The sequence below is a fragment of the uncultured Sphingomonas sp. genome, from assembly GCF_913062585.1.
In the GTDB taxonomy this organism is placed as follows: Bacteria; Pseudomonadota; Alphaproteobacteria; order Sphingomonadales; family Sphingomonadaceae; genus Sphingomonas.
The window spans coordinates 144,777-164,325 of the sequence record NZ_CAJXWX010000002.1; the positions used below are offsets into that span (position 1 = coordinate 144,777).

At 68.8% G+C, this 19,549-nt stretch carries 19 protein-coding genes, 1 tRNA gene and 2 riboswitches; of the genes, 15 read left to right on the forward strand and 5 right to left on the reverse strand.

From position 1 onward, the window contains the following. Window positions 1-4 precede the first annotated feature (4 nt). On the reverse strand, window positions 5-322 hold the full coding sequence (yajC, locus tag QZ546_RS02420; protein ID WP_294234642.1) for a preprotein translocase subunit YajC: 318 nt from the start codon (window positions 320-322) through the stop codon (window positions 5-7). Window positions 323-548: 226 nt separating this feature from the next. Between yajC and QZ546_RS02425 the strand changes: the two genes are divergently transcribed. Both QZ546_RS02425 and QZ546_RS02430 read left to right on the forward strand, forming a co-directional pair. After that, window positions 549-625: transfer RNA gene (locus QZ546_RS02425), tRNA-Pro, on the forward strand. A 193-nt stretch (window positions 626-818) separates the two neighbouring features. Further along, the gene (locus QZ546_RS02430; protein ID WP_294234156.1) at window positions 819-1,868 is read left to right on the forward strand and encodes an AAA family ATPase; all 1,050 of its coding nucleotides are present in this window, start codon (window positions 819-821) and stop codon (window positions 1,866-1,868) included. Window positions 1,869-2,210: 342 nt separating this feature from the next. Here the strand turns inward: QZ546_RS02430 and QZ546_RS02435 are convergent, their stop codons facing one another. Then, window positions 2,211-2,768: a septal ring lytic transglycosylase RlpA family protein gene (locus QZ546_RS02435; RefSeq protein ID WP_294234160.1), complete on the reverse strand. Its 558-nt coding sequence runs from the start codon at window positions 2,766-2,768 to the stop codon at window positions 2,211-2,213. 116 nt (window positions 2,769-2,884) lie between these two features. Then, window positions 2,885-3,087, forward strand: a riboswitch (cobalamin riboswitch). A 174-nt stretch (window positions 3,088-3,261) separates the two neighbouring features. On the opposite strand from QZ546_RS02435, the gene QZ546_RS02440 reads away from it, so the two are divergent. From QZ546_RS02440 to cobJ, 7 genes are all read left to right on the forward strand, one after another. After that, complete coding sequence (locus QZ546_RS02440) at window positions 3,262-4,317, forward strand: HoxN/HupN/NixA family nickel/cobalt transporter (RefSeq protein ID WP_294234162.1); 1,056 nt, start codon at window positions 3,262-3,264, stop codon at window positions 4,315-4,317. Window positions 4,318-4,339: 22 nt separating this feature from the next. After that, window positions 4,340-4,540: riboswitch (cobalamin riboswitch) on the forward strand. Between the two features lie 180 nt (window positions 4,541-4,720). After that, the gene (gene cobW, locus QZ546_RS02445) at window positions 4,721-5,758 is read left to right on the forward strand and encodes a cobalamin biosynthesis protein CobW (protein ID WP_294234167.1); all 1,038 of its coding nucleotides are present in this window, start codon (window positions 4,721-4,723) and stop codon (window positions 5,756-5,758) included. A 5-nt stretch (window positions 5,759-5,763) separates the two neighbouring features. Beyond that, window positions 5,764-9,150: a cobaltochelatase subunit CobN gene (gene cobN / locus QZ546_RS02450; RefSeq protein ID WP_294234169.1), complete on the forward strand. Its 3,387-nt coding sequence runs from the start codon at window positions 5,764-5,766 to the stop codon at window positions 9,148-9,150. Then, window positions 9,147-10,271: a cobalamin biosynthesis protein CobG gene (locus tag QZ546_RS02455; RefSeq protein WP_294234172.1), complete on the forward strand. Its 1,125-nt coding sequence runs from the start codon at window positions 9,147-9,149 to the stop codon at window positions 10,269-10,271. The genes cobN and QZ546_RS02455 overlap by 4 nt, the downstream gene beginning before the upstream one ends. Beyond that, window positions 10,271-10,900 carry a precorrin-8X methylmutase gene (locus tag QZ546_RS02460; protein ID WP_294234175.1) on the forward strand — a complete coding sequence of 210 codons (630 nt, stop codon included), beginning with the start codon at window positions 10,271-10,273 and terminating at the stop codon, window positions 10,898-10,900. Before QZ546_RS02455 ends, QZ546_RS02460 begins: the two co-directional genes overlap by 1 nt. Further along, a complete protein-coding gene (gene cobI / locus QZ546_RS02465) occupies window positions 10,897-11,628 on the forward strand; it encodes a precorrin-2 C(20)-methyltransferase (protein WP_294234178.1) in 732 nt (243 codons plus the stop codon). Before QZ546_RS02460 ends, cobI begins: the two co-directional genes overlap by 4 nt. After that, window positions 11,625-12,374, forward strand: a complete 750-nt coding sequence (gene cobJ / locus QZ546_RS02470; RefSeq protein WP_294234181.1) for a precorrin-3B C(17)-methyltransferase — start codon at window positions 11,625-11,627, stop codon at window positions 12,372-12,374. Before cobI ends, cobJ begins: the two co-directional genes overlap by 4 nt. On the opposite strand, the gene QZ546_RS02475 is transcribed toward cobJ, so the two are convergent. Continuing rightward, window positions 12,350-13,096, reverse strand: a complete 747-nt coding sequence (locus QZ546_RS02475; protein ID WP_294234185.1) for a cobalt-precorrin-6A reductase — start codon at window positions 13,094-13,096, stop codon at window positions 12,350-12,352. The genes cobJ and QZ546_RS02475 overlap by 25 nt on opposite strands. Here QZ546_RS02475 and cbiE point away from each other — a divergent pair. Genes cbiE through cobF form a run of 6 tightly spaced genes read left to right on the forward strand, consistent with a single transcriptional unit; the run spans window position 13,095 to window position 18,255 of the window. Next, a complete protein-coding gene (gene cbiE / locus QZ546_RS02480; protein WP_294234189.1) occupies window positions 13,095-14,294 on the forward strand; it encodes a precorrin-6y C5,15-methyltransferase (decarboxylating) subunit CbiE in 1,200 nt (399 codons plus the stop codon). The genes QZ546_RS02475 and cbiE overlap by 2 nt on opposite strands. A 32-nt stretch (window positions 14,295-14,326) precedes the next feature. After that, complete coding sequence (locus QZ546_RS02485) at window positions 14,327-14,644, forward strand: cobalamin biosynthesis protein (protein ID WP_367113500.1); 318 nt, start codon at window positions 14,327-14,329, stop codon at window positions 14,642-14,644. Then, on the forward strand, window positions 14,641-15,405 hold the full coding sequence (cobM, locus tag QZ546_RS02490; RefSeq protein WP_294234194.1) for a precorrin-4 C(11)-methyltransferase: 765 nt from the start codon (window positions 14,641-14,643) through the stop codon (window positions 15,403-15,405). Before QZ546_RS02485 ends, cobM begins: the two co-directional genes overlap by 4 nt. After that, on the forward strand, window positions 15,402-16,709 hold the full coding sequence (locus tag QZ546_RS02495; RefSeq protein ID WP_294234196.1) for a cobyrinate a,c-diamide synthase: 1,308 nt from the start codon (window positions 15,402-15,404) through the stop codon (window positions 16,707-16,709). Before cobM ends, QZ546_RS02495 begins: the two co-directional genes overlap by 4 nt. Next, window positions 16,706-17,428: a uroporphyrinogen-III C-methyltransferase gene (cobA, locus tag QZ546_RS02500; RefSeq protein WP_294234199.1), complete on the forward strand. Its 723-nt coding sequence runs from the start codon at window positions 16,706-16,708 to the stop codon at window positions 17,426-17,428. Before QZ546_RS02495 ends, cobA begins: the two co-directional genes overlap by 4 nt. Then, window positions 17,425-18,255, forward strand: coding sequence for a precorrin-6A synthase (deacetylating) (gene cobF / locus QZ546_RS02505; protein WP_294234202.1), 831 nt, complete (start codon window positions 17,425-17,427; stop codon window positions 18,253-18,255). Before cobA ends, cobF begins: the two co-directional genes overlap by 4 nt. A 131-nt stretch (window positions 18,256-18,386) precedes the next feature. Here the strand turns inward: cobF and cobO are convergent, their stop codons facing one another. Next, the gene (gene cobO / locus QZ546_RS02510; protein WP_294234205.1) at window positions 18,387-18,989 is read right to left on the reverse strand and encodes a cob(I)yrinic acid a,c-diamide adenosyltransferase; all 603 of its coding nucleotides are present in this window, start codon (window positions 18,987-18,989) and stop codon (window positions 18,387-18,389) included. Further along, window positions 18,986-19,522, reverse strand: coding sequence for a bifunctional adenosylcobinamide kinase/adenosylcobinamide-phosphate guanylyltransferase (cobU, locus tag QZ546_RS02515; protein ID WP_294234207.1), 537 nt, complete (start codon window positions 19,520-19,522; stop codon window positions 18,986-18,988). The genes cobO and cobU overlap by 4 nt, the downstream gene beginning before the upstream one ends. Between the last annotated feature and the right edge of the window lie 27 nt (window positions 19,523-19,549).

Genomic DNA, 19,549 nt, shown 5'->3' on the forward strand with positions numbered 1-19,549 from the left:
CGGATCAGTCGTTCGCGGGCTTGGCGGTGGGGTCGAGCACGTCGGTCAGCGTCGCCTTGACCACGCGGACGCGGACATTGGGGGCGATCTCGACCTCGACCAGCTGGTCCTCGACGCGCGTCACCTTGCCGACGATGCCGCCCGCGGTAGTGACCTGATCGCCCTTCTTGACCGCCTGGATCGACGCCTGCAGCGTCTTCATCCGGCGCTGTTGCGGGCGGATCATCAGGAAATAGAAGACGACGAAGACGAGGAGCAGCGGCGCGAGGCTGAGGAACGAGGCGACGCCGCTGGACGCGGTGGCCCCGGTGGCGGCAGCCATCACGGCGACTGGGGCGGTGAAGGGAATGAACATTCGGACCCGTCTATGCTGAATGGGCACGGGCACCGGTCGACCGATTGACGATCGACTAGCCCCCATGTCGGATAGCCTGCCCGCTACCATCGCAGGCGGACAGGCGCAATGGACAGGGAGATGTGGGGTGCGCACTATCTGCACATCAAGGCTTGCATGTCCCGAACAACCCGCCTAAAGGCCGCCGCTCGGTCGGGGCGTAGCGCAGCCTGGTAGCGCATCACACTGGGGGTGTGGGGGTCGCAGGTTCGAATCCTGTCGCCCCGACCAAAATAATCGAGCAAAACAACCACTCGGCAGGGGTCACTTAGGTCACTCTTGCTGTGATCGGCCGGGGTTCTAACGGATTTCTAACGCAACGTTGTTCGAGCAACGTTGGCATGGCGTTCTCCGATTCTGATCACTAGATACGAAGTATGTGCCTGCGGACGTGGGCGGATAGGCATCTAGTAGGGAGCAGGCCGTGGAGTCGTACGCGATTTGGAACAATAAGGGCGGTACGGGCAAAAGCACCATCACCTTCCACATTGCGTCGCGCTTTGCTGAGACGCATCCTGATCGCAATGTTCTCGTGATAGACATGTGCCCCCAAGCCAATAGCTCTATGCTGCTGCTGGGAGGTGGCATTGCAGGCGAGAATCACCTTCTGTCCCTATGCTCTTTAGCGACACCTAAGAGCGTGGTCGGTTATATCAGCGATGCGATCTTAAATCGGACAACACCGAACCTAGCCACCTATTCAGTTCAGGTCTCGACCATCAACGACAAGATTTCGCCAAATCTCTTTCTGCTTAGCGGCGACGGCAATCTGGAACTCATGGCTCCTGCCATAAGTGACGAAGCTGGGCGTACTCCTTTTCCAGGATTGGCAGATCCGTGGGCTTGGGTGCATCAGATCTTCAAGAGGTTGGTAGATGGACTTGATAAAGATAAGTGGACAGTATTTTTCGACACTAATCCCTCTTTTGCCATCTATACAGAACTTGCGATTTGCGGCGCAAGTCGTATTTTAGTGCCGGTAAATGCCGATGATTCGTCGCGTGTAGCGGTGAAAGCGCTCTTTGCTCTATTGCACGGTACTAACCCGCCTCATCCGTTCTTCGGTAACTACACCTTCGCTGCGAAAGCTGCACAGAGGCAAATGAGCATACCGCAGGTGCATTTGGCGATAGGCAACAGGTTCACCCAATTTAAAGGAGCGGCAGCGGCGTTTGCTGCGTTTTCGGAGGCTACTGCTGAGCAGCTATATTCTGAGTACACCCGGAATCCTGGCCGCTTCACTGCGCGTCCTCATGCCGCAGCTAGCCGTGCTGAGTTTTTGAGCATGTACGTTGGTGAACTTCGCGACTTCAACACTGCTGGTGTTGTTGCTGCTCATCATGGAACGCCGCTGTCGAAGATGCGTCAGGACTACTATCCCGTACACAACGACCCCGATGTAAAAGTGAATAAAAGCCAGCTGAACGTGGGGTTGAGCGCGGTAGATAGCGTGGTCGCGCAGATCGTCCCTTAGACGTATCTGTCGCCATCGACGCGGCAGTCGCCACACAGGCGTTGACCCGCTACGTCTTGGCTGAAGAATGGTCGGCTGCACCGCAGGCAGCTATGCCAGCCGACGCGGCGGACGACCCTGGGCGGCCTGTGGTCGGTGTCCAGCACCGCCTTCCGCCGCACGCCGCCGTCGTAGTCCCGTTGCCGCGGCTCACCGGCAGCGAGCGCAACGCGGGGGGCGGCGTCGGGCGCGGTGCTGGCGTACTGGGCACCTAGGCAGGCGCTAAACACCTAGTCTCCCGAACCGCATGATGCGTGACTTGCCCAAACGTCGGCAAGTGGGCGAGAGCGGAAGCTGCCGCTTCTACCGCACCGTCATCCCCGCCGCCGCGATTTGCGACAGCAGGTTCGCCCGCACCGCATCCGAAACCGGAGGCAATGGCCGTGCCGCCTTGCCGTGGCGCAGGCGTTCGCGGTCCTTTTCATCGGGCTCGACCCGCCGTACCCGTACCGCCGCCTTGCCGACCGCGCGCAGGCCCAGCTGCTCGGCGGCGCCGCGCGACAGGTCGATGATCCGCGACGATCCCGCGAACGGCCCACGATCGTTGATCCGCACGATGATCCGCCGCCCGGTGTCCAGCGCCGTCACCTCGACATAGCTGGGCAAGGGCAGGGTGGTGTGCGCCGCCGTCGCCCAGCCGGGGCGGAAGCGTTCGCCGTTCGCGGTGCGCTTGCCCGATTCGCCGCCATACCAGCTGGCATAGCCCAGCATGTCATAGGTCGCGTCCTCGGCGGGGACATAGGTGACGCCGCGCACCGTATAGGGCTTGCCGATCCGTACCGGAACATCGCTGACCGGCCGGTAATTCCCGCCCGAACAAGCCGCGACCAGACAGGCCGCCGCGGGTGTCCATCGGCGCATCGCTTTCCAAACCACCATGCGCTTCGATTAGGCGTGCCGGGCGACGGGATAAAGCCGTTTGCGCCTCCGTCCGGCGCAGACTATCCCCATGCCGACCGGCAAAGGCTTTGAGCCATGCGCCGGGCTATCGCATCGGTGCCCTTCGGGGCTTCAAACGGGAATATGGTGCAAATCCATAGCTGTCCCTGCAACTGTAAGCGGTGAGCGCGGGATGCCGGTTCCTGAAACAGGGAACAGCCACTGGAGCGATCCGGGAAGGCCGCATCCTCGACGCTTCGACCCGCAAGCCAGGAGACCTGCCGATGCGAGTCGCTCTTTGCCGGGGTCCAGGGGATGGTCATGGCCAGGATATATTATATCATGCGAGCGACGCCTCATGGCCGACCCGAATCGGAACCCTGCCCGGCGTGCGCCCGTCCGAGCCGGGGAACCACCGCGAATGCGGAAGGGACGGCCCTAGTCGCAACGGCGCAGTGCAAGGCGTGATCCGCCCATGTCCGAAGTTTCCGCCCGACCTCCCCTGAAGCGCCGCGTCGCGCTGTTGATGGGCGCGCTGGTCGTCATCAATATCGTCGTCTGGGGCTGGGCGCTCAGCGTCTTTGCGGGCAACAGCCTGATGCTGGGCACCGCGCTTCTCGCCTATAGCCTGGGGCTGCGCCATGCGGTCGATGCCGATCACATCGCGGCGATCGACAATGTCACCCGCAAGCTGATGCAGGATGGCCAGCGGCCGATCGCGGTCGGCCTGTGGTTCGCGATCGGCCATTCCGCCATCGTCCTGATCGCGGCGACCACGATCGCGCTCGCCGCCAGCACTCTGTCCGATTTCGAGGCCTTCGGGCAGAGCGGCGGGACGATCGCCACCATCGTCTCGGCCAGCTTCCTGTTCGCCATCGCGATCATGAACCTGATCATCCTGCGCGACGTCTGGACCCGCTTCCGCCGCGTCGCGCGTGGCGAGCCGATGGCGGAGGCGGATGCCGATATGCTGTTTTCGGGGCAGGGGCCCTTGTCGCGACTGTTCCGCCCGCTGTTCCGGCTGATCCGGCGCAGCTGGCATATGGCGCCGCTGGGGTTCCTGTTCGGGCTGGGCTTCGACACCGCCACCGAGGTGGCGATCCTGGGGCTGTCGGGATCGCATGCGGCGGACGGCGTGTCGCTGGCGACGATCCTGGTCTTCCCCGTCCTGTTCGCGGTCGGCATGGCGTTGATCGACACCGCCGACGGTTTGGTGATGCTGGGCGCGTATGAGTGGGCGTTCGTGCATCCGCTTCGCAAGCTCTACTATAATATGACGATCACGCTGGTTTCCGCGCTGGTCGCGCTGGTGATCGGGGGTATCCAGGCGACCGCGTTGCTCGCGGAGCGGTTCGGCTGGACCGCGGGGCCGTTCCGTTATGCGGGCGCGCTGTCCGAGCATTTCAACATACTGGGCTTCGCCATCGTCGGACTGTTCGTTCTCTGCTGGGGCGCGAGCTTCCTCCTCTATCGCTGGCGCGGGTTCGCCGCGATGGAGGCGCGAATTGCCAAGCCCGGCGCGGCGGGATAAATGCCGCCTGTCGGGGCCGAAAATCCCCGAAGATCGCGCCGGTGCCCGCAAGGGCTTGATACGGGAATGGGGTGCAAATCCCCGGCTGTCCCTGCAACTGTAAGCGGTGAGCGAGCGATGCTGGTGCCCCATCGGAGGCACGGCCACTGGAGCGATCCGGGAAGGCGCATCCCCTCGCTTCGACCCGCGAGCCAGGAGACCTGCCGGCGTCATGGTCGCTCTTGCCTGGACCCAGGGGGTGGTCGGGGCACGGTTCTCCGTCGGGGAGCGACGAAGCCATGCGGCCGGGGCCGCATCGGTCGCCGGTCAGCGGGGCGGACGCAATCGACTGCGCCCGTCCGTCTCCGCTTTCGGCGATGGGCCCCGAACCGCGCTCGCTCGTCCGGCGCGTCGGAGAATTACCATGCGTGACCTCTCCAAGGTCCCCGTCACCATCGTCACCGGCTTTCTGGGCGCCGGCAAGACCACGCTTATCAGCCATCTGATCCGCAATTCAGGGAATCGTCGCCTGGCGGTGGTGGTCAACGAGTTCGGCACCTTGGGCGTCGACGGCGACATCCTGCAAAGCTGCGCCATCCCCGACTGCCCGGCGGAGAATATCGTCGAGCTGGCAAACGGCTGCATCTGCTGCACCGTCGCCGACGACTTCATTCCCACGGTCGAGCGGCTGCTGGCGATGGAGCCGCGCCCGGATCACATCCTGATCGAGACCTCCGGTCTGGCGCTGCCCAAGCCGCTGTTGAAGGCGTTCGACTGGCCCGCCATCCGCTCGCGCATCACGGTGGACGGCGTCGTCGCCCTGGCCGATGCGGAGGCCGTCGCGGCGGGCCGCTTCGCCCCCGATCTCGACGCAGTTGAGGCACAGCGTGCCGCCGATCCCAGCCTCGACCACGAAACCCCGCTGGCGGAGGTGTTCGAGGACCAGTTGGCCTGTGCCGACCTCGTCCTGCTGACCAAGGCCGACCTCGCCGGGCCGGAGGGCGTCGCCCAGGCGCGCGCGATCATCGCTGCCGAGGCCCCGCGCCCGCTGCCCATGGTCGAGGCGGTCGACGGCATCGTCTCCGCCGAGATCGTGCTGGGCCTGGAGGCCGCCGCCGAGGATGACATCGCCGCGCGCCCGTCGCATCATGACGGCGCGGACGATCACGAGCATGACGATTTCGACAGCATCTCGGTGATGCTGGGCGAGGTGGAGAGCCCCGAGGCGATCGCCGCGCGCATCGTCACGCTCGCCGAGCAGCAGGACATATTGCGCGTGAAGGGCTATGCCGCCGTTGCAGGCAAGCCGATGCGGCTGCTGGTCCAGGCGGTCGGTCGCCGGGTCCGTACCAGCTACGACCGCCCCTGGGGTGCGGGCGAGCCGCGCGGCACGCAGCTGGTCGTCATCGCCGAGCATGACCGCATCGACCGTGCCGCCATCGAGGCCGTGCTGAAGGGCTGACGCCGGTGCATCTCGTCTTTCGCGAGAGCCATGGGCTGGAGGAACAGGCGGTTCCACAGGATCTGGGGCAGCGCCCCGGTGATGTGGTCGTGCTGTCCTTCTCCGACAGCGACCTCAGCGCCTTTGCGGCGGGCTGGCGGGCCGGGGGATTCCCCTGGTCGCTGCGGCTCGCCAATCTGGCGGCGCTGGTTCATCCGCTGTCGGTCGACACCTATGTCGAGCAGACCCTGGTTCATGCGAAGGCGATCCTGATCCGGTTGATCGGTGGGGCGGCGTACTGGGAATACGGCCTGCGCGAGGTCGAGCGTCTGGCGCGCGAACGGGGCATCGCGCTGGCGGTGCTGGCGGCGGATGGGCGCGAGGACCGGCGGCTGGCGGCAGCGTCGACGGTGGGTGAGGGGGTGGTTCGGCGGCTGACGGCGTTGTGCGATGCGGGTGGAGCGCAGGCTGCGGCGGTGGCTCTGGAGGCGCTTGCGGCAGCCGTATCGCCCGTGGCCCTTGCCCCTCCCCAACCCCTCCCCCTGCCGGGAGAGGGGCTAGATGGACCGACGTTGGCCCCAAGCACGCCCCTCCTGCAAGCGGGAGGGGATGGGGGAGGGCCCTATCCAAAGGCGACACTGCCCGCGGCCTCGCCCCTCCCCAACCCCTCCACCTGCCGTGAGAGGGGCTTTCAAGTCGCATCCGTCGGAGGCTGGTCCCCGGAGGGCATAACCTGCCCCGCCGCAATCCTGCTCACCGCAACCCGCCCCCGCGTCCTGATCACCTTCTACCGCGCCTATCTCGCCGCCGCCGACCTCGAGCCCATCGCCGCCCTCCACGCCGCTCTGACCGCGCGAGGCTTCGACCCCGTCGCCCTCTTCGTCCCCTCGCTGAAGGCCGAGGGCGCGGGCCCCTGGATCGCGCGCTGGGTGGAGGCCCTCGCTCCCGCCGCGATCGTCAACGCCACCGCCTTCTCGGCACGCGGCGAGGACGACACCACCCCGCTCGACGGCGCGGGCGTGCCGGTGTTTCAGGTCGCGCTATCGACCAGCGATCGGCAGGGCTGGGAGGGTTCGGCGCGTGGCCTGTCGCCCGCCGACCTCGCCATGCATGTCGTCCTGCCCGAGATCGACGGTCGGCTGTTCGCAGGCGTGGTCAGCTTCAAGCAGCCGGGGGAGCGCGACCCCGATTTCGACATTTCCTTACGCCTCCACCGTGCGGAGCCCGAGCGGATCGCCGCGGTGGCGGACAAGGTGGCGGGCTGGGCGAGGCTGGCCACGACCCCGACGGCGGAGCGGCGGCTGGCGATCCTGCTGTCCACCTATCCGGGCAAGGACTGGCAGGCGGCCCATGCGGTGGGGCTGGACGGCTTTGCCTCGACCGAGGCGATCCTCGGCGATCTGCGCGAGGCCGGTTATGATGTGAAGGCCCCGTCGGACCTGCCCGCCGCGTTGCTTGCCAACCGGATCGCATGGCCCTTGTCCGCCTATCACGAAGCGCTGGCCGCTCTTCCCGAAGCCTTGCGGGCCGACCTGCTCGAAAGCTGGGGCGCCGTCGAGGACGATCCGCTGGTGGAGGGCAATGCCTTCCACTTCCCCGCGCTCACGCTCGGCAAGGCCATCGTCGCGCTCCAGCCCGAGCGCGGGCGGCGGAGCGCGCGGGCGGACGATTATCACGACCTCTCGCGCTGTCCGCGTCATTCCTATGTCGCCTTCTATCTGTGGCTGCGCGCGCAGGGCATCGACGCGCTGGTCCATGTCGGCGCGCATGGTACGCTGGAGTGGCTGCCCGGCAAGGCGGTCGCGCTGTCCGACGCCTGCTGGCCCGAGGCGCTGACCCGCGACTGGCCGGTCCTTTATCCCTTCATCGTCAACGATCCGGGTGAGGCGGCACAGGCCAAGCGGCGGCTGGGCGCGGTGACGATCGGCCATGTCCCCCCGGCGCTCGTGCAGGCGGGGACAGGGGCGGGGCTTGGGCGGCTGGAGGCGCTGCTCGACGAATATGCCAATGCCGATGGTCTCGACCCGGCGCGCCGCGACCGGCTGCGCGGCCTGATCGCGGAGGAGGCGGAGAGCGTCGGATTGGGCGAGACGCTGGGTCTGGCGGGGGCGGAGGATCCGCTCGCCCGGATCGACGCATTCGTCTGCGACGTGAAGGATAGCCAGTTCGGCAAGGGGCTGCACGTTTTCGGGCGCGGCGAGCAGGGCGCGGCCGAGCGCGCGGGGCTGCTCGCTGGACTGGATGGTAAGCGTGTTGCACCGGGGCCATCGGGCTCTCCCTATCGCGGGCGTGCCGATGTGTTGCCTACGGGTCGCAATCTCTACGCGATCGACCCACGCGCGGTGCCGAGCCGCGCTGCGCAGACGCAAGGGATCAAACTCGCCGAGGAACTGATCCGCCGGCACATGCAGGAGGAAGGCGACCACCTCCGCACCCTGATCGTCGATCTCTGGGGCTCGGCGACGATGCGCACGGCGGGCGAGGAATTCGCCATGGCGCTTCACCTGATCGGGGTCGAGCCGGTGTGGGACCATCGCTCCGAACGGGTGACGGGGTTCGAGGTGATGCCGCTGATGCGCTTCGACCGGCCGCGCGTCGATGTGACGCTGCGCGTGTCCGGGCTGTTCCGCGATGCCTTCCCGCATCTGGTCGCCCTGTTCGGGCAAGCGGTGCGCGCGCTCGGCCAGCGTGACGAGGCGGCGGAGTGGAACCCCTATGTCGGGCAGGCGAGCCCACGTGTCTATGGCCCGGCGCCGGGGCGCTACGGCATCGGGCTGGACCCGAATGCGGGCTATGACGAGGCGGCGCGGATCGAGGCGGGACAGAGCTGGCTGGCGGCGTCCTCCACCGCGCTGGACGATGGCGACCGGCGCGATGTGGAAGGGATCGCGGCGCGGGTGGCTGGGGCGCAGGCCTTCGTCCACCTCCACGACCTGCCCGAAAGCGACCTGCTGCTCGCCGCCGATTATGCCGCGCATCAGGCCGGGTTCGCGGCGGCGCGGGCGGCCTTGGGGGAGGGGGCCGCGTCGCTCTATCATCTCGACACGCGCGATCCCGCCAACCCCAAAGCGCGGACGCTGGCCGAGGAGATCGCCCGCACCGTCCATGCCCGTGCCGCAAACCCGCGCTGGGTCGAGGGGATGATGGCGCATGGCTTCCGGGGCGCGGCGGAGATCGCCGCGACGCTCGACCATCTGGGCAGCTTCGCGCATCTGGCCGACGCGGTGCCCGCCGCGCTGATCGACCTGTATTGGGACGCGACGCTGGCGCAGGACGCGGTGCGCGACTTCATGGCACAGGCGAACCCGGCCGCGTTGAAGGCGATGGAGGCGCGCTTTGCCGCGCTCCATGCGGCGGGGCTGTGGCGGACGCGGCGCAACTCGGTGCTGGCGATGCTGGACGGCGCGGCATGAGCGGGTTCGTGGTCAAGGGCTGGTGCCCCGATGCGTGGCGGCCGATGATGGCGGGCGACGGATTGCTCGTGCGTGTTCGGCCGCCGCTGGGACGGTTGACGGCGGAACAGGCTCAGGGGCTGTGCGAGGGCGCGATCCGGTACGGCAGTGGCCAGATCGACCTGACCAGCCGTGCGAACCTGCAGATTCGTGGCGCGACCGAGCAAAGCTGGCCCGTGCTGCTGGAGGAATTGCAGGCGCTGGGGTTGGTCGATTCCGATCCGGTACGGGAGGGGCGGGGCGCGATCCTCGCCAACCCCGACTGGTGCGAAGGCGACGACACCCATTGCATCGCGATCGAACTCCGCGCGCGTCTGGCCGAGTTGCCCGACCTGCCCGGCAAGGTCGGGTTCGCGATCGATGCCGGGGCCGCGCCGCTATTGACGCAGATCCCCGGCGATTTTCGGATCGAGCGAGCCGGGACGGGCGAATTGCTGGTGCGCGCCGATGGGTGGGCGAGGGGTGTGGCTGTCACACGCGCGAACGCTGTCGACGCCCTGATCCGGCTCGCGCACTGGTTCGTCGAAAGCGACGGCCGCATCGCCGGTCGGATGGCGCGCCATCAGGCCGCTTTGCCCGATTGGGCGGACGGCGACGCCATCCCCGCCGAGCCCGCCGCGCCGATCCGGCCGGGCGCGCGACCGGGGGGCGCGGCCTATGGCCTGCCCTTCGGCCGGATCGACGCCCCGACGCTGGCGACCTTTGCCCGTATGCAGGGTTGCGCCATCCGGCTGACGCCATGGCGGATGCTGATCGCGGAAGGCATCGCACCGGCACCCGCCGCTGGAATGCTGCTGACCGACAGCACCATCCTTCATGTCGACGCCTGTGTCGGTGCCCCGGCCTGTCCGCAGGCGAGCGTCGAAACCCGCGATCTCGCCGCCCGTCTCGCGCCCCTGATCGACGGCCGCCTGCACGTCTCGGGTTGCGCGAAGGGCTGCGCGCGGGCACGGGCGGCGGACTGGGTGCTGACCGGGCGGGAGGGGGCTTTCGATCTGGCCCGCAACGCCCGCGCCGGGGCCACGCCCCTTCACACCGGATTGACGCCCGAGCGGGCGGTCGCGCTTCTCGGAGCCTGTTGATGCCCTATAGTTACGAAACCGATGGCGCGGCGATCTATCGCCAGTCCTTCGCCATCATCCGCGCCGAGGCGGAGCTGGCCCGCTTCGATGCGGAGGAGGAGCCGGTCGCGGTCCGCATGATCCATGCCGCCGGGCTGGTCGAACTGGCGCCGTCGATCCATTTCTCAAGCGGTTGCGCGGTGGCCGGGCGGCAGGCGCTGGCGAATGGTGCGGCGATCCTGTGCGACGCGCATATGGTCAGCGAAGGGGTCACGCGCGCACGCCTGCCCGCCGACAATCCGGTGATCTGCACGCTTCGCGATCCCGCGGTGCCTGCGCTGGCGAAGGAGATGGGCACGACCCGCTCCGCCGCCGCGCTGGAGCTGTGGCGGCCGCATCTGGCGGGGTCGCTGGTCGCGATCGGCAATGCGCCGACCGCGCTCTTCCATCTGCTGACCATGCTGGAAGACCCCGACTGCCCACGCCCGGCGGCGATCATCGGCTGTCCGGTCGGCTTTGTCGGCGCGATGGAGTCGAAGGACGCGCTGTGGGAGGCGCAGCCGGTCCCCTGCGCCATCGTGAAGGGCCGCCCCGGCGGTAGCGCGATCACCGTCGCGGCGATCAATGCGCTGGCGAGCCGCGCCGAATGACGGGGATCGTTCACGGCGTCGGGCTGGGGCCGGGCGCGGCGGACCTGATGAGCGTGCGCGCCGACCGGCTGGTCCGGGGCGCCCGGCACGTCGCCTATTTCCGCAAGGCCGGACGGCGCGGCCATGCGCGCACCATCGTCGACGGAATGCTGCGGGGCGACGTGGTCGAATATCCCATGGACTATCCGGTCACGACAGAGATCGCCTTTACCGATCCGCGCTACAACGAATTGCTGTCCGACTTTTACGTCGAGTGCACCGCGCATATCCTGTCGCTGGTGCAGGGCGGCGAGGATGTGGTGGTGCTGTGCGAGGGCGATCCGTTCTTCTACGGCTCGTTCATGCACCTGCACAGCCGGTTGCGGCCCCACGTGCTCGTCGCGGTCGTGCCCGGCATCACCGGCATGTCGGGCGCTTGGACCGCCAGCGGCGCGCCGATCACTTGGGGCGACGATGTCCTGACCGTGGCGATGGCGACCTTGCCCGAGGCGGAACTGACCCGCCGCATCGCCGAGACCGATGCGCTGGTCGTCATGAAGATCGGTCGCCACCTGCCCAAGCTACGCCGCGCCATCGCCGCGGCGGGGCGGTCGGACCAGGCGTGGCTGATCGAACATGCCGCCCAGGCTGGCGAGCGCGTGCGGCGTCTGGTGGAGGTGGAGGTGGAGGATGCACCCGCCCCCTATTTCTCGATCGCGCTGATCCATGGCCAGGGGCGGCGGCCATGAGCGGCTGGCTGATCGTCGCGGGGCTGGGGCCGGGCGCGGAAGCGATGGTGACGCCCGAGGTGTCGGCGGCATTGGCCGAGGCGACCGATGTGGTCGGCTATATCCCCTATGTCGCGCGTGTGCCCGAGCGGCCCGGCCTGACCCGCCATGCCAGCGACAATCGGGTCGAACGCGACCGGGCGCTCCATGCACTGGAGATGGCCGAGGCGGGGCAGCGCGTCGTTGTCGTATCTTCGGGCGATCCGGGGGTGTTCGCGATGGCGGCGGCGATCTTCGAGCGGGTGGAGGAGGACCCGGCGCGGTGGCACGACCTGGACATCCGCGTCCTGCCCGGCATCACCGCGATGCTGGCGGCGAGCGCGCGGGCGGGGGCGCCGCTGGGCCATGATTTCTGCGCGATCAACCTATCGGATAACCTCAAGCCGCAGGCGCTGATAGAGCGGCGGCTTGTGCTGGCGGCGGAGGCGGATTTCGCCATCGCGCTCTACAATCCCCGGTCCAAGGCGCGTCCCGATTCGCTGGATGCGGCCTTTGCGCTGCTCCGTGAGACATGCGACGACGACCGCCCGGTGCTGTTCGCCCGCGCGGTGTCCACGCCGGAGGAGCATCTGCGTATCGTGCCGCTTCCGCAAGCGCGCGGAGATATGGCCGATATGCGCACCGTCGTCATCATCGGCTCCAGCCGCACGCGGATGATCCCGCATGCGGGCCGGCCGATCCTCTACACCCCCCGGACGACGCCGTGATCCAGCCAGTCCAGCACCTGCGCGACGCTCTCCACCTTCGGGCGATCGGGGATGAAGGGCCGGTCGATCATCACCACCCGCAGCCCGAGTTCGCGCGCCGCCTCCAGCTTGGCCCGTGCGCCCGAACCGCCCGCATTCTTGGCGACCACCATCTGGATGCGATGCGCGCGCAACAAAACCAGTTCGCCCGCCAGCGTGAAGGGACCGCGATCCACGACCAGATGATGGTGCGGCAGTGCGGGCGGATCGGCGGCATCGACGAAGCGCAGCAGGTAGAAATGCTGCGCAGCATCCGCGAAGTCCCCGATGGTCTGACGACCGAGCGCCAGAAAGACCCGCGCCGCCTCACCGCCCAACGCAGCCCCCGCCCCCGCCGTATCCGCGACGCGAATCCAGCGGTCGCCGGGACCCGCCTCCCAAGCCGGTCGGGTCAGTGCGAGCAACTCCACGCCCGCCAACTCCGCCGCCGCGATGGCGTTGGTGCTGATCCGCGCGGCGAAGGGATGGGTGGCGTCGACCAAATGCGTCACGCCCTCGCGGGTCATGTGATCGGCCAGGCCCTCGATGCCGCCAAACCCGCCCACACGCGTCGGGATCGCCTGCGCGCGCGGATGGTCGGTGCGGCCCGCATAGCTCAGCACTGCGCGCTCCCCGCGCGCCGCCAGCGCGGTGGCCAGTGCGCTCGCTTCGGTCGTGCCGCCGAGCAGAAGGATATGGCGCATGGCTGACTCCCAGGCGTGGCTGACGATCGTCGGGATCGGCGAGGATGGCTGGGACGGCCTGACCACCCCCGCGCGTGCCGCGATACTGGCGGCCGATAGCGTGATCGGCGCGCCCCGTCACCTGTCGCTGCTGGCCGATCAGCGCCGGGCCGAGCGGATCGTCTGGCCGGTGCCCTTTGCCGATGGCGTGCCGATGCTGCTCGAACGGCGAGGGCAGCGGGTGGTTATGCTGGCCTCGGGCGATCCCTTCTGGTTCGGGGCGGGGTCGGTCGTGACGCGGCATCTGCAGCCGGGCGAGTGGGTGGCCTATCCGGCACCGTCCACCCTGTCGCTGGCGGCGGCGCGGCTGGGCTGGCCGGTCGAGACGATCCAGAGCGTCGGGCTCCATGCCCGACCGGTCGAGACGCTGCGCCCGTTTCTCGCGCCGGGACAGCGAGTGCTGGCGCTGATGCGCGACGGGGCGTCGGTGACGGGGCTGGCGGCGTGGCTGGCCGAGCAGGGCTTCGGCGATAGCGCGCTGACCGTGCTGGAGGCGCTGGGCGGGCCGCGCGAGCGGGTGCGGGCCTGCACGGCGAACACGCTCGACTGGACTGACATCGTGCATCCCGTGGCGGTGGCGATCGAGCCCCTCGGCGATGGCCGCGTGCTTCCCCGCGCGAGTGGGCTGGACGATGACTGGTTCGATCATGACGGACAGATCACCAAACGCCCCGTCCGTGCGCTGGCGCTGTCGGCGCTGGCTCCGCGACCGGGCGAGTTGTTGTGGGACATCGGCACGGGATCGGGATCGGTCGCGATCGAATGGCTGCTGAGCGATCCGACCACCCGCGCCATCGGCTTCGAGCGCGATCTCGCCCGCCTGGCCCGCGCCGCCGACAATGCGGCTAGGCTGGGGTTGACGCGGCTGGAACTAGTCGAGGGTCATGCCGTGGCCGAGCTGGCCGAGCGCCCGCACCCAGACGCGGTGTTCGTCGGCGGCGGCCTGTCGCGGCCGCTGGTCGAGGCGTTGCGGACGCTGCCGCGCTGTCGCCTGGTCGCGCATGCCGTCACGCTGGAGACCGAGGCGCTGCTGGCCGAATGCCATGCCCGTCATGGCGGCGAGTTGCTGCGCATCGAACTGGCGCGCGCGCGACCGCTGGGCACCAAGCGGGGGTGGAAATCGAGCTATCCCATCGTGCAATGGCGGGTCGCATGGTGATCGCCGGGTTCGGATGCCGGGCGGAGGCGAGCATGGATTCGTTCCGCAGCGCGCTGGCGGCCACCGGCACGCGCCCCGACGCGCTGGCCGTACCGGTCGACCGGGCGGCGGTGATCGCGCCCTTCGCCGAGGCGGAGCGGCTCGCCGTCCACACCATCGGTGCCGATCTGTTGCAGGACATCGACACCCCGACCCGCTCGACCGTCAGCATGGACGCGCGCGGCGTCGGCAGCGTCGCCGAAGCCGCAGCCCTCGCCGCCGCCGGGCCGGGCGCGCGGATCGTCGTGGCCCGTGTAATTTCCTCCGACCGCATGGCCACCTGCGCCATCGCCCAGGGACCTGAATCATGACCGTCCATTTCATCGGCGCCGGACCCGGCGCACCCGACCTGCTGACCCTGCGCGGGCGCGACCTGATCGCCGCCTGTCCGGTCTGCCTCTATGCCGGATCGCTGGTGCCAGAGGCGGTGCTGGCGCACTGCCCGCCGGGTGCCAGAATCGTGAACACCGCGCCGATGACGCTGGACGAGATCATGGCCGAGATCGCGGACGCGCACGCCAAGGGGCAGGACGTCGCGCGGCTGCATTCGGGCGACCTGTCGGTCTGGTCGGCGATGGGCGAGCAGGTGCGGCGGTTGCGCGAAATGGGCATCCCCGTCTCGGTGACGCCGGGTGTGCCGTCCTTCGCGGCGGCGGCGGCGGTGCTGGAGAGCGAGCTGACGCTGCCCGGCATCGCCCAGTCGGTGATCCTGACCCGCACCCCCGGTCGCGCCAGCGCCATGCCGGAGGGGGAGTCGCTCTCCGCCTTCGCCGCGACCGGCGCGACGCTGGCCATTCATCTGTCGATCCACAATCTGGCGACAGTCGTCGCCGACCTGACACCGCATTACGGCGCGGACTGTCCGGTCGCGATCGTCTGGCGCGCGAGTTGGCCCGAGCAGCGGATCGTCCGCGCGACCTTGTCCACCATCGAGGCGGCCGCCGCCGACGGCCCGGAGCGCACCGCGCTGATCCTGGTCGGCCGCGTTCTCGACCAGAGCGATTTCGCCGAGAGCCGGTTATACGCCGAAGGCTATGACCGCCGCTATCGCCCCGGGAATAGCCTCGCATGACCCCGGGCTTGATGATCGCTGCGCCCGCTTCGGGCACCGGCAAGACGACGGTGATGCTGGGCCTGCTCCGCGCGTTCCGCGATGCGGGATTAGCGGTGCAGCCGTTCAAGAGCGGCCCCGACTATATCGACCCCGCCTTTCACCGCGCGGCGTGCGGGCGCGCGTCGTTCAACCTCGACGGCTGGGCGATGCCCGCTGCGCTGCTCGACACGCTGGGGCAGTGCGGGGCGGGGGCCGACCTCGTACTGGCGGAAGGCTCGATGGGCCTGTTCGACGGTGTGGCGAAACCCGGCGCGACCGGCTTGGGGAGCAGCGCGGAGACGGCCAGGAGGATGGGCTGGCCGGTGATCCTCGTCATCGACGTGTCGGGTCAGGCCCAGTCGGCGGCGGCGACCGCGCTCGGTTTCGCGCGCTACGATCCCGAATTGCGGGTGGCGGGCGTGATCCTGAACCGCGTGGCCAGCCCGCGTCACGAACGGCTGGCGAAGCTGGGGTTCGAGGAGATCGGCCTGCCGGTCTTCGGTGCGCTCCCCCGACGCGGTGATCTGGTTCTGCCCGAGCGGCATCTGGGGCTGGTGCAGGCGGTGGAGCATCCCGAACTCGACCGGCTGATCGGCGACTATGCGGCGTTCCTGGCGGCGCATGTCGACTTGGAGGCAGTGCGCGCGGCGGCCTATGCCAAGTCCGCCACGCCTGCGCCCGGCACGCTCCCGCCACCGCCCGCCCAGCGGATCGCGCTGGCGCAGGATGCGGCCTTTTCCTTCGTCTATCCGCACATGCTGGAGGGCTGGCGCGCGGGCGGGGCGGAGATACTGCCCTTCTCGCCGCTCGCCGACGAAGCGCCAGATGCGTCGGCCGATCTGGTCTGGCTGCCGGGCGGCTATCCCGAGCTTCATGCCGGGCGGCTGGCGGCGGCGGAGCGGTTCCGCGCCGGGTTGGCCACCCACGCCGCGACCAAGCCGATCCATGGCGAGTGCGGCGGCTATATGGCGCTGGGCGCGGCGCTGATCGACGCCGAGGGCAACAGCCACCGTATGGCGGGGCTGCTCGGCCTCGTCACCAGCTATGCCAAGCGCAAGATGCATCTCGGTTATCGCCGCGCGACCCTGCTGGGCGAGGTGGCGGGGATGCCCGAGGGCGCGGTGCTGGGCGGGCATGAGTTTCATTACTCGACCGTCCTCGAACAGCCCGATGCCCCGCTTGCGCACGTCGTCGATGCGCAAGGAGATGCCGTGCCCGAAACCGGGTCGCGGCGTGGCGGCGTGACGGGGACCTTCTTCCATCTGGTGGCGCGCTGGTGGTGAGCGGTTTCGTCTCTCTCGTGGGCGCGGGGCCGGGCGATCCCGAGCTGTTGACGCTGAAGGCGGTGCGCTGTCTGGGCGCGGCGGATGTCGTGTTGTTCGACGACCTCGCCGCCGGGCCGATGCTGAGCCATGCCCGTGCGGATGCCGAGCTGATCGCGGTCGGCAAGCGCGCGGGTCGTGCCTCGCCGAAGCAGGGCGAGATCGACAGGTTGCTGGTCGACCATGCGCTTGGCGGCAAGCGGGTGGTGCGGCTGAAGTCGGGCGATCCCGGCATCTTCGGGCGGCTGGAGGAAGAAATCCTTGCCCTGAAGGCCGCCGCCATCCCCTTCGAGATCGTCCCCGGCGTCAGCACCGCGAGTGCGGCAGCGGCGGCGGCTGGACTGCCGCTGACCCGGCGGGCCGAGGCGCGGCGGGTGCAGTTCGTGACCGGCCATGACGTGACCGGCGCGCTGCCCGCCGACCGCAACATGGCGGCGCTGGCCGATGCGAGTGCCACTACCGTGGTGTTCATGCCAAAGCGCACCTTTCCCGCGCTGGCCGAGACACTGATCGCGCATGGCCTGTCGCCCGAAACCCCGGCGCTGATGGCCGAGCATGTCGGCTGCCCCGACCAGCGGCTGACCCGGTCGACCGTGGCTGGGCTGGCGGCGCAACTGGCGGCAGGCATGTCGGACAAGGCCGCGTTGATCCTCTATGGCCCGCTCATGGAGGATCTGTGATCCATCTCGACCTGATCGGCATCGGCACGGGCAATCCCGATCACCTGACCCGCGCCGCCGAGGCCGCGATGCGCGCCGCCGACCTGATCCTGCTGCCACGCAAAGGTGACAAGGTCGAGTTGATCGACCTGCGCCGCGACCTTTGTGCGCAGGTGCTGGCGGGCGCGGCGACACGGGTGGCCGAGTTCGACCTGCCGGTACGGGCGGGCGAGGGCGATTATCTGGACAATGTCGAACGCTGGCATGACGCGATCGCCGGATGCTGGGCGGCGGAGATTGCGCGGGGGCTTCCCCAGGGGGGGCGGGTCGCGTTGCTCGTCTGGGGCGATCCGTCGCTCTACGACAGCACGATCCGCATCGCCCGGCGGCTGATCGCTGTGGAGGGGGTGACGGTGGTGCCGGGGATCACCAGCTTGCAGCTGCTCTGTGCGGCGCATGCCATCCCGTTCAATGCGGTCGGTGCGCCGGTGATGGTGACGACAGGGCGACGGTTGCGTGAGGGCGGTTGGCCCGAGGGGGCGGACAGCGTGGCGGTAATGCTGGATGGCGGCTGTGCGTTCGCAACGCTGGATCAGCCGGATGCGGCGATCTGGTGGGGGGCGTATCTTGGCATGGCCCAGGAGGCGATCGAGGCCGGTCGGCTGGCGGATGTGGCCGAGCGGATCGTCGCGCGCCGGGCGGAATTGCGGCGGGCGCATGGGTGGATCATGGATGTGTATCTGCTGCGGCGGGGTGGGGATTTTGTGGGGGAGCGAGACCCAAGCGGTGTCGCTCGTGGCCTGGCCCCCACCCCAAACCCCTCCCCCCTGCCGGGAGGAGGGGCTTAATGGCTATCGCGTTGCCACACGCTTCTCCCCTCCCGCAGGCGGGAGGGGATGGGGGAGGGTGGAGCCGCAAGCTACGTCGCCCGTGGCCTGGCCCCCACCCCAAACCCGTCCCCCCTGCCGGGGAGAGGGGCCTAAAACTCGATACCCTTTTGCGCCTTCACGCCCTGTTCGCGGAAGGGGTGTTTCACCTGTGTCATGTCCGTGACCAGGTCCGCCGCGGCGATCAGCGCCTCGGGCGCATTGCGCCCGGTAATGATCACATGCGTCATCGCCCCCTTGGTGCTCAGCACCTCCAGCACCTCGTCGACGGGCAGATAGTCATAGCGCAGCACGATATTCAGCTCGTCCGCGACGATCAGGTCGTAGGACGGATCGGCGATCATCCGCTTCACCTCGTCCCACGCGCCCCGCGCGGTGGCGATGTCGCGGGTGCGGTCCTGGGTGTTCCAGGTGAAGCCTTCGCCCATCGCGTGGAAGTCGACCTCGGGAATGCGCGCCAATACCGCCGCCTCGCCGGTGGTCATCGCGCCCTTCACGAACTGGACCATGCCGACACGCATCCCGTGGCCCACGGCACGGATCACCATGCCCAGCGCGGCGGTCGTCTTGCCCTTGCCCTTGCCGGTATGGACGATGATCAGGCCCTTTTCGGCGTCGCGCGCGGCGACCTTGCTGTCCTGCGCGGCCTTTTTCTTGGCCATGCGCTCGGCATGTTCGGCATCGGTTCGCATCATCTCTCTCCTGAAAGCCCCGAAGACAGACGGAGCGGCAGGCCCGCCACCACCAGATCGGTCGCGTCGCACACCCGCGCCAGCCGCTGGTTGAGCGACCCTTGCGCATCCCGAAACCGCCGGGCGAGCGCATTGTCGGGGACGATGCCGAAGCCGACCTCGTTGCTGACCAGCACCACCGGGCCGGGCGCGTTTTCCAGCGCGGCGACCAGTGCTTCCCCCGCTGCCGCCAGATCGGCCTCGCCGAGCAGCAAATTGGTGAGCCAGAGCGTCAGGCAGTCGACCAGCAACACCCGGTCGGCGCGGCTATGCGCCGCAACGGCCGCTGGCAGAGCCAATGGCGCCTCGACCGTCGTCCAGCGCGCGTCGCGATCCGCCTGGTGTCGCGCGATGCGCTCGCGCATTTCGTCGTCCCAGGCTTGCGCGGTCGCGATGAAGCAGCCGGTGGGCGTCATCGCCTCGGCCAGCGTCTGCGCATGGCGGCTCTTGCCCGACCGGGCACCGCCCAGCACCAATATCGTTCGGGGCTTCGTCATGCCCGTCCGCATCGCGGGAGCGCAGCC